Consider the following 13,476-nt stretch of genomic DNA (forward strand, 5'->3'; position numbering starts at 1 on the left):
AAGTACATCACCATCACATCGTCGGCAATATGCTCCACCACCGAGAGGTTGTGCGAGATGAACACGTAGCTGGTCTTGAACTGCTCCTGCAGATCCATGAACAGATTGAGAATCTGCGCCTGGATCGACACGTCGAGCGCGGACACCGGTTCATCGGCGACCACGATCTGCGGATCGAGGATCATCGCGCGCGCAATCGCCACGCGCTGCCGCTGACCGCCCGAGAACATATGCGGATAGCGCTTCGCATGCTCCGGACGCAGGCCGACAGTACGCATCATCTGCGCGATCCGTTCAGCGCGTTCGGAAGCGCTCAATTGCGTGTTGATGGCTAGCGGTTCACCGAGCGTCTGCTCGACCGTCTTGCGCGGATTCAGCGAAGCAAACGGATTCTGAAACACCATCTGCACGCGCCGCCGCAGCGCAGCGATCTTCGCGTGATCGGCGCCGGCCACGTCTTCACCGTCGATCAACAGGCGGCCCGCACTGGGCGCCTCGATCATGGTCAGTTGACGCGCGAGCGTGGATTTTCCGCAACCGGATTCACCCACCACCGCCAGGGTCTTGCCACGTTCGAGCGCAAACGACACGCCGTTCAAAGCCTTTACCGTGCCCTGGCTGAACAGGCTGCGCTTCACCGTGTAGTAACGCGCAAGCTTGTCGGCAACCAGCACGTGATCACCCGCACGGTCCGACTGGCGCCGCGGTTCGAGTACTGCGTTCATCGTGCGCCTCCATGAGTGTGAACGTTGGCGTCGCCGCTCAGGTTCAGGGGTTTGATGCAGCGCACGCGCGCCACTTCGGCGTGACCTTGCATCGGCGCCAGTGCGGGGCGCGCCTTCATGCAGTCGTCGACCACGTACTTGCAGCGCGGTGCGAAGAGACAACCTTTCGGCCGGTCGTCACGTCCCGGCACCATGCCCGGCAATGCAGCTAGCCGCACCGCGCCGACATTGTGTTCGGGAATCGCCGCCAGCAACGCTTCCGTGTACGGATGATGCGGCGCGGCGAAGATGTCCGGCACGTGGTTCGTTTCGATCACTTCGCCAGCGTACATGACCGCGACGCGCTGCGCGACCTCGGACACCACCGCCAGATCGTGCGAAATCAGCACGAGCGCCATGCCGCGTTCCTTCTGCAGCTTGATCAGCAGCTCCATGATCTGCGCCTGGATCGTCACGTCGAGCGCGGTGGTCGGTTCGTCGGCGATCAGCAGCTTCGGATTGCAGGCGATCGCCATCGCGATCATCACGCGCTGATTCATGCCGCCCGACATCTGATGCGGGAACGACGTGATGCGACTTTTCGCGTCCGGAATGCCGACCTGGTCGAGCAACTCCAGCGCGCGTTTATCCAACGCACTGCCGCGCAGGCCTTCGTGCAGCCTGAGCACTTCCTTGATCTGATAGCCGACCGTGTAGCTCGGATTCAGACTGGTGAGTGCGTCCTGGAACACCATCGCGATGTCTTTGCCGATGATCTTGCGGCGCTCTCTTGCCGATGCCTTCAGCAGATTCTTCCCGTTGAAGGTGATCTCATCCGCGGTGACTTTGCCTGGCGCGTCGATCAGGCCCATCAGCGCCATCATCGTCACGCTCTTGCCCGAGCCCGATTCGCCGACTACGCCGACTACTTCGCCCGGCGCGACATCGAGGTTAATCCGATCGACAGCGGGCAGGCCGTTGAAGTTCACCGCCAGATTGCGGATGGTCAATAAGCTGCTGTCAGTACGCGCATGGCCGCCCGAAGCGGACTGACCCGGCCCCTCGGAGGGCAGCGAATGAGTTGAACGTGGAGGTTGTTCCATTCAGGCCATCCGCTTCAGTTTGGGATCGAGTGCGTCGCGCAGCCCGTCGCCGAGCAGATTGATCGCGAGCACCGAGATCAGAATGGAGAGACCCGGCATCGTGACGATCCACCAGGCGCTGTCGATATAGTCGCGCGCCGAGGCCAGCATCGCGCCCCACTCCGCCGACGGCGGCTGCACGCCGAGTCCGAGGAAGCCGAGTGCCGCAGCATCGAGAATCGCCGACGAAAAGCCCAAAGTTGCCTGCACGATCAGCGGTGCGGTGCAGTTCGGCAGCACTTGCGAGAACATCAAACGCAGCGTGCTCGCGCCTGCAACCCGCGAAGCCGTCACGTATTCCTTCTGCAATTCGCCTTGCGCCGAGGCGCGCGTCAAACGCACATAGCCTGGCAATGCGACGATCGCAATTGCCAGCATCGTATTGACGAGACCCGGACCGATGATCGCGACCACCGCCACTGCGAGCAGCAGCGAGGGCAACGCGAGCAGCACGTCCATGATGCGCATGATCGGCGTATCGGCCCACTTCTCGAAGAACGCCGCGATCAGCCCGAGCACGATGCCCGGGATCAGCGCGAGCACGACCGACACGAAGCCGATCCAGAACGACAGCCGCGCGCCGTACATCAGACGCGAGAGGATGTCGCGGCCCGCTTCGTCAGTGCCGAGAATGAACTTCCAGTTGCCGCCGTCGAGCCAGGCGGGTGGGATCTTCACGAAGTCGCGATACTGCTCGATCGGGCTGTGCGGGGCGATCAACGGCGCGAAGACCGCGATGAAAATTAGCGTCAGCACGATGATGCCGGCGCCGACCGCGCCGCGGTTACGCGAGAAATTCGCCCAGAATTCGCGGGCGGCGATGGCGCGGCCGCTGGGCGGCGTCACCGACGTGGGGACTGTATTTTGAATGTCTGCCATGGTCCGTGTTACCTCGTATGGCGAATGCGCGGGTTCAACACGCCGTACAGCAAATCGACGACGAGGTTCACGACGATCACTAGCGTAGCGATCATCAGAATACCGCCCTGCACCACCGGATAGTCGCGCCGGCCGATCGCGTCGATCAGCCACTTGCCGATACCCGGCCACGAAAACAGCGTCTCGGTCAGCACCGCGCCGGCCAGCAGCGTGCCGACCTGCAAACCGATCACGGTCACAACCGGAATCAGCGCATTACGCAACGCATGCACGATGATCACGCGAGCGGGCGACAAACCCTTCGCTCGCGCGGTGCGGATGTAGTCTTCGCGCAGCACTTCGAGCATCGACGAACGCGTCATCCGGGCCACAACGGCCAATGGAATCGTGCCAAGCACAATGGCCGGCAAAATCAGATGGCTGACCGCGGATTTGAACGCGCCTTCGTCGGTGGACATCATCGCGTCGATCAGCATGAAACCGGTCACGTGTGGAATGTCGTATTCGACCGCGATGCGGCCCGACACCGGCGTCCAGCCGAGGTCCACGGAAAAAAACATGATGAGGATCAAACCCCACCAGAAGATCGGCATCGAGTAGCCGGTTAGCGCCGTGCCCATCACGCCGTGATCGACCACCGTGCCGCGCCTGAGGGCCGCGAACACGCCCGCCGGCAAGCCGACGATCAGCGCGAACAGCATCGCGCAGAACCCCAGTTCAACGGTGGCGGGAAAACGTGCGAGGAATTCGCCCATCACGCTGGTATTGGTGATGATCGAGGTGCCGAGGTCGCCGTGCATGGCGCGGCCAACATAGTGGATGTACTGCATCGGCAGTGGCTCGTCGAGCCCGAGGCGATGCAATGCGGCGGCATGCATGGCCGGATCGACGCCGCGCTCGCCCATCATCACTTCGATGGGGTCGCCCGGTATCAGGTGAATCAGCGCGAACGCGAGGATCGTGATGCCGATGAACGTCGGTATCACCATGCCGATGCGGCGCAAAACAAAGCGGAACATGGTTCGTCCCTATGGTCTTGATGAAGAAAAAACGCAACCGGCGACGAGGGCTTGTGACCCCGGTCGCCGGACCATTTCGACCAGTTTTCTAACGGTACGAAAAGCTACTGCGTAAGCTTGACTGTATTACCTTTACTTGACGCTGACGCCGTCGAAGCGCGCATAACCGAGCGGCTCGATACGCATGTCGACCACCTTCTTGCTGACAGGCTGGTACACAGTCGAGTGCGCGATCGGCGAGAACGGCAGTTGCTGCGCGAAGATCTGCTGCGCGTGCATATAAGCCGTCGTGCGCACGCCCTGATCGGTCGACTCGCGGCCCTTCTGGACCAGATCCTCGAACGGCTTGTAGCACCACTTCGAGAAGTTGTTGCCGTTTATCGCTTCGCAGCCGAGCAACGTGCCGAGCCAGTTATCCGGATCGCCGTTGTCGCCGGTCCAGCCGATCAGCATCGTGTCGTCTTCACCTGCGTGAGCGCGCTTGATGTACTCGCCCCATTCATACGTGACGATCTTCGCCTTCACGCCGATCTTGGCCCAGTCGGCCTGGATCATTTCCGCCATCAGACGGGCGTTCGGGTTGTACGCGCGTTGCACCGGCATCGCCCACAACGTGATGTCGAAGCCGTTCGGATAGCCGGCCTTCGCCAGCAGCGCCTTGGCCTTGTCCGTATCGTACGTGGCGCTCTTCAGGTTCTTGTCGTACGACCATTGGGTCGGCGGCATGGGGTTCGTCGCGGCCTGGCCTGCGCCTTGATACACCGACTCGATGATCGCCTTCTTGTTGATCGCCATGTCGAGCGCCTGACGCACTTCGAGCTTGTCGACCGGCTTGTGCGTCACGTTGTACGCGAGATAGCCGAGGTTGAAGCCCGGCTGCGACGGCATCGCGATGTTCGCCTCGGCCTTCAGCGGCGCAATGTCGGCCGGACGCGGATAGCTCATCACCTGGCATTCGTCGCGCTTGATCTTCTGCACGCGCACGCCAGCGTCCGGCGTGATCGAGAAGATCAGCTTCGAGATCTTCACTGCGTTCGGCTTCCAGTAATCCGGATTGCCGTCGAAGCGGATCGTCGCGTCCTTCGTGTAGCTGCGGAAAATGAACGGGCCCGTTCCGACCGGGTACTGATTGATGTCGGAAGCCTTGCCGGCCTTCAGCAGCTGGTCCGCATATTCACCCGAGAGGATCGACGCGTATTCCATCGCCAGATTCTGGATGAACGGCGCGTTGACTTCCTTCAGCGTGAACTTGACCGTGTACGGATCGACCTTTTCGACGCTGGTGATCAGCTTGTCGAGGCCCATGTCCGTGAAGTACGGGAACTGGACCGGGTACGCCTTACGGAACGGCTGGTTCGTGTCCAGCATGCGCTGGAACGTGAACACGACGTCATCCGCGTTGAATTCGCGCGTCGGCTTGAAGAACGAGGTGGTCTGGAACTTCACGCCGTGGCGCAGATGGAACGTGTAGGTCTTGCCGTCCGGCGAGACATCCCACTTTTCTGCCAGGCCCGGCTCGACTTTCGTGCCGCCACGCTCGAACTCGACGAGGCGGTTATAAACGGTGAACGTATTGGCCGTGAAGTCGACACCAGTCGTGTACTGGGCCGGATCGAAACCCGCAGGGCTGCCTTCTGAGCAGTAAACGAGTGTTTTGTTCGGGATCTCGGCACGGGCGCTCGTAGCGCCCAGCATCGATGCCGCTGCAGCTGCGACGAGCGTCGTAACACGCGCGGCGCGCAACAGGTTGTTTTGCTTCATGTTTCCTCCAGGATCGGGGCCGGCTTCCGCCAGCGTAGCGCGATCTTACTTGAGCTTGGCTCGCACCAACAAGCGGAGGAAAATACCCCGGTTGACGATCGGAAACAGTTGAGGCATAAGGGCTGCCGCACGCCGGCGCTGGCCGGAACGTGCGACGCTGGAGGCCGGCGCAGCAAAAAGCGGCCCACGGGTCATTGCTGGCGGCTATTTCAGCCCGACGTTCATGAATTGCGTCGGACCGAACGGGTCGATCTTGAAGCCAGTGACGTCTTTGCTGATCGGCTGGTAGACGGTGGAGTGGGCAATCGGCGTGAACGGAACCTGCTGCTTGAAGATTTCCTGGGCTTCCATATAGGCCTTGGTTCGCTCGGCGAGATCGGTGGTGCCACGGCCTTTCCTGATCAGGTCGTCGAAAGGTTTGTAGCACCATTTGGAAAAATTGCTGCCCTTCACCGCATCGCAACCGAGCAACACACCAAGCCAATTGTCAGGATCGCCGTAGTCCCCCGTCCAGCCGATCAGGATTGCCTCATGTTCCCCAGCATGGGCGCGGCGGATGTATTCACCCCATTCGTACGTGGCGATCGTCACCTTGACGCCGATCTTCGCCCAGTCGGCCTGTAGCATTTCGGCCATCAGCCGGGCGTTCGGGTTGTAGGGCCGCTGTACCGGCATGGCCCACAAGGTCAGGTCAAAGCCGTCCGGGTAGCCGGCCTCCTTCAGCAACGCCTTGGCCTTATCAACGTCGTAAGGTGCGTCTTTCAGGTTCTTGTCGTAGCCCCATTGGGTCGGCGGCATGGGATCCGTCGCGATTTGCCCGGCGCCCTGATACACCGACTCGATAATCGCTTTCTTATTGATCGACATATCCAGCGCACGTCTCACCAACACGTTGTCGAGTGGCTTTTTGGTCGTGTTGTAGGCGATAAAGCCGAGATTGAAACCAACCTGACTCGGCATCGCAAGCGAGGTGTCGGTTTTGACAGTCGGAATGTCGGCGGGACGGGGATAAGCCATCACCTGGCATTCACCTCGTTTCAATTTCTGCAGCCGTACTGCCGGATCGACCGTAATCGCGAATATCAGCTTGCCGACCTTCACGACGCCCGGTTTCCAGTAGTCGGGATTGCCGTCGAAGCGGATCGTGTCGTCCTTCGTATAGCTGCGAAAAATGAACGGCCCGGTGCCGACCGGATACTGGTTGATATCAGCAGCCTTGCCGGCTTTCAGCAGTTGATCTGTGTACTCCGCCGACAGAATCGACGCGAACGGCATCGCAATTTGCTGCAGGAACGGTGCATCGACCTCCTTCAGCGTGAAACGCACGGTGTACGGATCCAGCTTCTCGACCTTGACGATGTTCTTTGCCAGTCCGAGATCGACGAAGTAGGGAAACGGGACCGAGTACGCCTTACGGAACGGCTGGTCGGGATCCAGCATCCGCTGGTAAGTGAAGACAACGTCGTCGGCATTGAATTCGCGAGTCGGCTTGAAGAACGCGGTGGTCTGAAACTTCACACCATGCCGCAGGTAGAACGTGTATTGCAGGCCGTCCTGCGATACATCCCACTTCTCGGCGAGGCCTGGCTCGATATCGGTACTGCCGCGGGCGAACTCGACAAGGCGGTTATAGACCGTGTACGAGGCAGCGGTGAATTCGACGCTGGTGGTGTACTGCGCGGAATCGAAGCCCGCCGGGCTGCCTTCGGAGCAGAACACGAGGGTTTTATCAGGCAGGCTGGCCGCGTCGGCTGCGGCAGGCGCGAGGCCGGCAGCAAGAACCACGCAGGCGCTCAAGACTGGCAGGCAGGTATGGCGAACTGCAAACAGCAATCGGGACACTGTCATCTTGTTCTCCGCACAGCAGCCAAGTTAGCTGCGCTTCGATCATAGACAGCACAAAAATCGGGTTCAATGCGGGCTTACACGCCACAGGAAAACGCCAGTCGGCGTACATTTGTTGCAGTGCGGCAGTAGTTTGAGGGTGGAGTTCCAGTAAAAAAACCGCGCGACTCGATGAGCCGCGCGGCTTTGCATAGAGGCTACTCAGAACTTAAACACCCAGCCGTTCGCAGATCGCCTTGGTCGCCGCTGCGCCATTGAGCGTGTAGAAGTGCAGGCCCGGCGCCTTCGCGTTAATGAGACGCCCGCACAGGTCCGTCACCACATCCAGCCCGAACGCGCGAATCGACTCGCGGTCGTCGCCGAAACTTTCCAGCCGGCGTGCGACCCAACGCGGCACTTCCGCCCCGCACATCTCCGAGAAACGCATCAGCTGCGAGAAGTTCGTGATCGGCATGATGCCCGGCACGATCGGCACGTCCACGCCGAGCTTCCTCGCATCGTCGACGAAACGGAAATACGCATCCGCGTTGAAGAAATACTGCGTGATCGCCGAATTAGCGCCGGCCCTCACCTTGTTAGCGAAGTTTTCCAGATCGTGACGCGGTGAGCGCGACTGCGGGTGGTACTCGGGATAACCGGCCACCTCGATCCAGAACCAGTCGCCGAACTCGGCGCGGATGAAGCTCACCAGTTCCGACGCATAGCGCAGCTCGCCGACTTCGCCCATGCCGGACGGCAGATCGCCACGCAGCGCGACGATATGGCGGATGCCATGCGCGCGGTACTCGTTGAGGATCGCGCGCAGGCTCTCTTTCGACGAGCCGATGCACGACACGTGCGGCGCCGCTTCGAGCCCTTCCTTCGCCATGTCGACGACGGTATCGAGCGTGCCTTGTTGCGTCGAGCCGCCGGCGCCGAACGTGACGGACACGAACTTGGGCTTGAGCGTCGCGAGCTGCGCGCGGGTGGCGCGCAGCTTGTCGACGCCTTCCTGCGTTTTCGGCGGGAAGAATTCGAATGAAAGTTCGATCGGGTTCATGATTCAGTAGATCAACCGAGACTGCGGTTGCCGAAAATAAGCGCGGACAGCAGCCACGAAACGATGCTGTACAGAATCGAGCCGAAGAACGCCGACCAGAAACCCGACACTTCGAATCCCTTCAGCAGCGAGGCGCACAACCAGAAGCACAGCGCATTGACCACCAGAATGAAGAGTCCGAGCGTGACGATTGTGACGGGCAGCGTCAACAGGATCAGCACCGGTCGCAAGATCGTGTTGATCAATCCGAGCACCACCGCGACGATCAATGCGGTGCCGAAACTGCGGATATGAATCGACGGTACGAGATAGGTGATGATCAGAAGCGCCAGCGCGTTGATCAGCCAGGTCAGCAGCACGGTCATGTAGAGCTCCTTTGAGGCAGGATGTCCGTTTGAACGGAAAGAGGCGGGCATGGCGAACAAAGCGGCGCATTGCGCGCCGCCCTGTCGTCAAACTGTCATGCGTTTAAACCGCCCGCGTGCTTAATCTTACTTAGTCGCGTGACTTGCGTGACTTAGTAGCGGTAATGATTCGGTTTGAACGGGCCGTTCTTGTCGACGCTGATATAGCCTGCCTGATAGTCCGACAGCACCGTCAGTTCCGCGCCGATACGGCCCAGATGCAGACGCGCGACCTTTTCATCAAGGTGCTTCGGCAACACGTAGACCTTGTTTTCGTATTTGTCGCCGTGAACGAACAGCTCGATCTGCGCGATCGTCTGGTTCGTGAACGATGCCGACATCACGAACGACGGATGGCCCGTCGCGCAACCCAGATTCACCAGGCGGCCTTCCGCCAGCAGGATGACGCGCTTGCCGTCCGGGAAAATGATGTGGTCGACTTGCGGCTTGATGTTCTCCCACGTGTACTGGCGCGTCGATGCAACGTCGATTTCCGAATCGAAGTGACCGATATTGCAGACAATCGCGTTGTTGCGCATGGCAGCCATATGATCGTGGCCGATCACGTGAAAATTGCCCGTTGCCGTCACGAAGATGTCAGCCTTGTCCGCCGCATATTCCATCGTCACGACGCGGTAGCCTTCCATCGCTGCCTGCAATGCGCAGATCGGATCGATTTCCGTGACCCACACCGTGGCACCGAGACCGCGCAGCGATTGCGCGCAACCCTTGCCCACATCGCCATAACCGGCTACGACCGCGATCTTGCCCGCGATCATCACGTCGGTTGCACGCTTGATGCCGTCGACCAGCGACTCGCGGCAGCCATACAGATTGTCGAACTTCGACTTCGTGACCGAATCGTTCACGTTGATGGCCGGGAACGGCAGGCGCCCTTCCTTTTCCATCTGATACAGACGGTGCACGCCCGTCGTGGTTTCTTCCGTCACGCCCTTGATGTGCGCGAGACGCGTGGAGTACCACACCGGGTCGGCGTCGAGGTGCTTGGCGATCGACTTGTACAGCGCAACTTCTTCTTCGTTTTCCGGCTTCGAGATCACCGAACGGTCTTTCTCAGCCTTCGAGCCGAGGATCAGCAGCAACGTGGCGTCGCCGCCGTCGTCGAGGATCATGTTGGCGAATTCGCCATTCGGCCATTCGAAAATGCGGTGCGAAAATTCCCAGTATTCATCGAGCGATTCGCCCTTGAATGCGAACACCGGCACGCCGCCTGCCGCAATCGCGGCGGCTGCATGATCCTGCGTCGAGAAAATATTGCACGATGCCCAGCGAACGTCCGCGCCGAGTGCCGTCAAGGTTTCGATCAGCACGCCGGTTTGAATCGTCATATGCAGCGAACCCGCGACGCGCGCGCCCTTCAGCGGCTGCGAGCTCTTGTATTCCTCGCGCGTCTGCATGAGGCCGGGCATTTCGGTTTCCGCGATGTTCAGTTCCTTGCGGCCCCAGGCTGCAAGCGACATATCGGCGACGAGGAAATCCTGCTTGGAATTTGAATCGAGAACTGCGGCGTTCATCACGCCCTCCTTTCTAAAAAATTGACTAGAAATTTGACGTGAGCGCGGTTCGATGCGGTGGATGGGAAAGCGCTATGCGCATCCTGGCCCTCCGATTGAAGCCTCCGAGCCTGGCGGGCGGCCGGCGAATATGCTGATTCGCGGTACCCGTCGCAACGCTCCTCGGAGACGAACGGCGATTGTAGCAAATCGAGATGGCTTCGGGGCGTGGATCGGGTTGGCGCGACCGGGTTGGTGATTACGCAGCGTGATTCGCGAGTGCAGATGCGGTTGCGTCAGCAGCGACATTTGCCGCGCGCAATTGCTCGATGCCCGCGCGCGCGGTTTCGAGGAATTGCCTCGAAAACCGAAATGCATCGGCCACGTCGGCAGGATCCGCTGTCTGCAAGCCAAGTGCGATACGGAAATAACGTTCGGCGTGAATGCCGGCGTGGTAATGCATGCGCACGCGCTTCACGTCGTCCAGGCGCCGGTTGCCGAAAATCTCGCGCAGGGCCCACGAAAACGCACCGTCTTCGCCGCCGATGCGGCGGAACGCGGCATCCATCGGGAAGCCGCCAAGTGCGGCATACACCGCGCGACGGATGATCAGGCTGCTCGGCACGGTATTGCTGAGCGTTGCGGCATGTTTGTCGAAACCGGGGTGGCGGATGAGGTCGACCGGAAAATCCGTGTAATCGACGTCGAGCCGCACGGATACTTCCTTCGGGTTCTGCGTGAGAAACGCGCTCGCGGCGGCTAACGCGCCGGACATGTATTCGTCGTCGGCATCGAGGAAGGCAAGCAGACCGTGAGCCGCATGCATTGCGCCCCAGTTGCGCGCCCGAGCCGGTCCGCCGTTGTACGGCATCTGCAGCAGACACACACGCGGGTCGAGGCGACCGTAGTGTGCGACGAGATCGGTGGAGGCATCGGTCGAGCCGTCGTCCACCACGATGATCTGCGCGGCTTCCGGCTGGATCAGGCAACTTTGGAGCGCACGGGCAAGCGTCGCCGCGCCGTTGTAGCAGGGAATGATGATCGAGATGGGTGTCATGGACTGAAACGGGCGCTGCGGGCCGAACGGTAGAAAACCGTTGATGCTAGCCCGATTCTGGCCAGTGCCATCCTGGAAAGGCGGCGAGCGCCACACGGCGTGTGCGGACCGACGCGGCGCACCACTCCATATGCACGACCAGGTGCGTATTAGCAGGACGCGTGCGACGCGCATGACACCGCTTGTGGCCGGCGCTGGCGAATTGGAGGAGCAGATCCGTCGTCGTGACAATCACCAGATGGACTTTGATGAAAGTCAACGTAGCCTGCCTCTGCGGCATAAATATAATGACTTACAATCATCCAGATTATTCCAAATTGGAATTCTGGAGACTGAGATCGTGGAACTACGAGCGCTGCGGTATTTCGTCGAAGTGGTCCGTCAACAGAGCTTCACTGTCGCCGCCGAGCAGATGTTCGTCACGCAGCCAACCATCAGCAAAATGGTCAAGTCGCTGGAAGACGAAATCGGCTCGCCGCTGCTGTTGCGCGACGGACGCCAAATGGTGCTGACTGACGCTGGCCGGATCGTCTACCAGCGCGGTCAGGACGTACTGGCGGCGCATGCTCAATTGCAGGCCGAACTGAATGATCTCGACACGCTCGGCCGCGGCGAGCTGACCATCGGCATTCCGCCGATGGGCGGCTCACTGTTCACACCGGCCATCGCCGCCTTCCGCCAGCGCTACCCGAAAATCGAACTGAAACTGTTCGAGCAGGGTTCGCGCGCGATTGAAGCCGCGCTGATTCATGGTGAGCTGGAATTAGGTGGCGTGCTGCAACCGGTCGACCCGGACAACATCGAGGTGCTGCCGATGACACGCCAATTGCTGTGGCTCGTCGCGCGCACCGGCTCCCGCTGGGACGATCTGCACGAAGTGCCGCTCGCCGAACTCGCCAACGAGCCGTTCGTGTTCTACGGCGAGAGCCTCGCGCTCAACGATGTCGTACTGAATGCGTGCCGCACTGCCGGCTTTGCGCCGACCATCGTCGGGCGAAGCGGGCACTGGGATTTCATGGCGGCGCTGGTGCTGGCAGGCGTCGGCATTGCACTGCTGCCCGCGCCGTACTGCCGGCGGCTCGACGCAGCGCAGTTCACCTGCCGGCCGGTGGTGGAGCCGGAGATTCCGTGGGAAATGGCCATCGGCTGGCGCCGCAACGGCTATCTGTCGCATGCGGCGCGCGCGTGGCTGGAAGTGGCTCGCGAGGCGCTGCCGGGCCAGGCAGGCGACGATTTCATGCTGGGGCCGGGCATCGGCATAATCGGCCTCACGGCGCCGGTTCAGACACCGCCGCTGCAAACGCCACCATCGCAAACGCGGCCGGCCAAATGACAACATGCCGCCCGGCGCGAACCGGGCGGCATGTTTTTAGGCTCACCTCAACGGCTTACCTTGAACGTTCAATAAGCGCTCAGTGAGCGATCAACGAACGCTCACTGAGCACCGTCATTACTGCTGCGCGACGAACTCAATACGGCGATTGGCAAAGCGGCCGCTCGCCGTGTCGTTACTCGCGACCGGACGCAGATCGCCGTAACCTTGCGCGACGAGCGAATCCGCCGGCACGCCCGTCTTCACGAGATACGCACGGACCGCGTCGGCGCGCTTCTTCGACAGTTGCAGATTGGCTTGTGCGCCGCCGACATTGTCCGAATAGCCGGCCACTTCGAGCTTGGCCATCTTGCCATTGCGTGCGCACGCGTTCAGCACTTGCGCCGACTGGTTCAGGTCTTCAATCGCCGAGACCGGCACGTGAGCGCTGGCGCTCGTGAAGTTGATCACCTGCAGGTTCAGCACTTTGACCACGTCCGCTGCCGCGCACGAACTGTCCGGCGTGAGCAGGCCCTTGATCGCGCCACGGAAGTTCTCGGTTGCGTTGGCAACCGCCTGTTCGACGTTGAACGAACCGATCTGATACGACGCGCCGAACAGCGACTTCAGCTTATCGAGCCAGCCGAACTTCGCATTCGCCGCGCTGCCGCTCAGTTCGATGTGCGCACCGTCCACTTTCACTTCGGCGCCCGGCAATGCCATCAGCGGCAGAAAGCCGTCCAGATGAGCGAGCCAGTCGGCGGCCTTGGTGTCCTGATCGACCGTGACGTTCGCGACGA

The 13,476-nt window shown here is 60.8% G+C and carries 12 protein-coding genes and 1 riboswitch; of the genes, 1 reads left to right on the forward strand and 11 read right to left on the reverse strand.

Annotated features, from left to right (window positions below; genetic code table 11):
- The 10 genes from VFE81_RS26865 to VFE81_RS26910 all read right to left on the reverse strand — a co-directional run.
- Window positions 1–725, reverse strand: a 725-nt coding sequence (locus tag VFE81_RS26865) for a dipeptide ABC transporter ATP-binding protein (RefSeq protein ID WP_325047485.1), incomplete at its 3' end; no start/stop codon positions are given.
- The gene (locus tag VFE81_RS26870) at window positions 722–1,714 is read right to left on the reverse strand and encodes an ABC transporter ATP-binding protein (protein WP_325047495.1); all 993 of its coding nucleotides are present in this window, start codon (window positions 1,712–1,714) and stop codon (window positions 722–724) included. The genes VFE81_RS26865 and VFE81_RS26870, both read right to left, overlap by 4 nt.
- Before the next feature lie 93 nt (window positions 1,715–1,807).
- Window positions 1,808–2,725 carry an ABC transporter permease subunit gene (locus VFE81_RS26875; protein WP_325047486.1) on the reverse strand — a complete coding sequence of 306 codons (918 nt, stop codon included), beginning with the start codon at window positions 2,723–2,725 and terminating at the stop codon, window positions 1,808–1,810.
- An 8-nt stretch (window positions 2,726–2,733) separates the two neighbouring features.
- Window positions 2,734–3,744 (reverse strand): ABC transporter permease subunit, encoded by a 1,011-nt coding sequence (locus tag VFE81_RS26880; protein WP_325047487.1) that lies wholly within the window; start codon window positions 3,742–3,744, stop codon window positions 2,734–2,736.
- A 132-nt stretch (window positions 3,745–3,876) separates the two neighbouring features.
- A complete protein-coding gene (locus VFE81_RS26885) occupies window positions 3,877–5,505 on the reverse strand; it encodes an ABC transporter substrate-binding protein (RefSeq protein WP_325047488.1) in 1,629 nt (542 codons plus the stop codon).
- Between the two features lie 204 nt (window positions 5,506–5,709).
- A complete protein-coding gene (locus VFE81_RS26890; RefSeq protein ID WP_325047489.1) occupies window positions 5,710–7,353 on the reverse strand; it encodes an ABC transporter substrate-binding protein in 1,644 nt (547 codons plus the stop codon).
- A 205-nt stretch (window positions 7,354–7,558) separates the two neighbouring features.
- The gene (metF, locus tag VFE81_RS26895) at window positions 7,559–8,389 is read right to left on the reverse strand and encodes a methylenetetrahydrofolate reductase [NAD(P)H] (RefSeq protein ID WP_325047490.1); all 831 of its coding nucleotides are present in this window, start codon (window positions 8,387–8,389) and stop codon (window positions 7,559–7,561) included.
- An 11-nt stretch (window positions 8,390–8,400) separates the two neighbouring features.
- Window positions 8,401–8,754, reverse strand: a complete 354-nt coding sequence (locus tag VFE81_RS26900) for a phage holin family protein (RefSeq protein ID WP_054040830.1) — start codon at window positions 8,752–8,754, stop codon at window positions 8,401–8,403.
- A gap of 152 nt (window positions 8,755–8,906) precedes the next feature.
- Window positions 8,907–10,328: an adenosylhomocysteinase gene (gene ahcY, locus VFE81_RS26905; RefSeq protein WP_325047491.1), complete on the reverse strand. Its 1,422-nt coding sequence runs from the start codon at window positions 10,326–10,328 to the stop codon at window positions 8,907–8,909.
- A gap of 33 nt (window positions 10,329–10,361) precedes the next feature.
- Window positions 10,362–10,498: riboswitch (S-adenosyl-L-homocysteine riboswitch) on the reverse strand.
- Between the two features lie 68 nt (window positions 10,499–10,566).
- On the reverse strand, window positions 10,567–11,364 hold the full coding sequence (locus VFE81_RS26910) for a glycosyltransferase family A protein (RefSeq protein WP_325047492.1): 798 nt from the start codon (window positions 11,362–11,364) through the stop codon (window positions 10,567–10,569).
- 340 nt (window positions 11,365–11,704) lie between these two features.
- Between VFE81_RS26910 and VFE81_RS26915 the strand changes: the two genes are divergently transcribed.
- Window positions 11,705–12,697, forward strand: a complete 993-nt coding sequence (locus VFE81_RS26915; RefSeq protein ID WP_325047493.1) for a LysR family transcriptional regulator — start codon at window positions 11,705–11,707, stop codon at window positions 12,695–12,697.
- Between the two features lie 117 nt (window positions 12,698–12,814).
- Here VFE81_RS26915 and VFE81_RS26920 read toward each other — a convergent pair.
- Window positions 12,815–13,476, reverse strand: a 662-nt coding sequence (locus tag VFE81_RS26920; RefSeq protein WP_325047494.1) for an OmpA family protein, incomplete at its 5' end; no start/stop codon positions are given.

Origin of the sequence: Paraburkholderia sp., assembly GCF_035656215.1 — a bacterium.
In the GTDB taxonomy this organism is placed as follows: domain Bacteria; phylum Pseudomonadota; class Gammaproteobacteria; order Burkholderiales; family Burkholderiaceae; genus Paraburkholderia.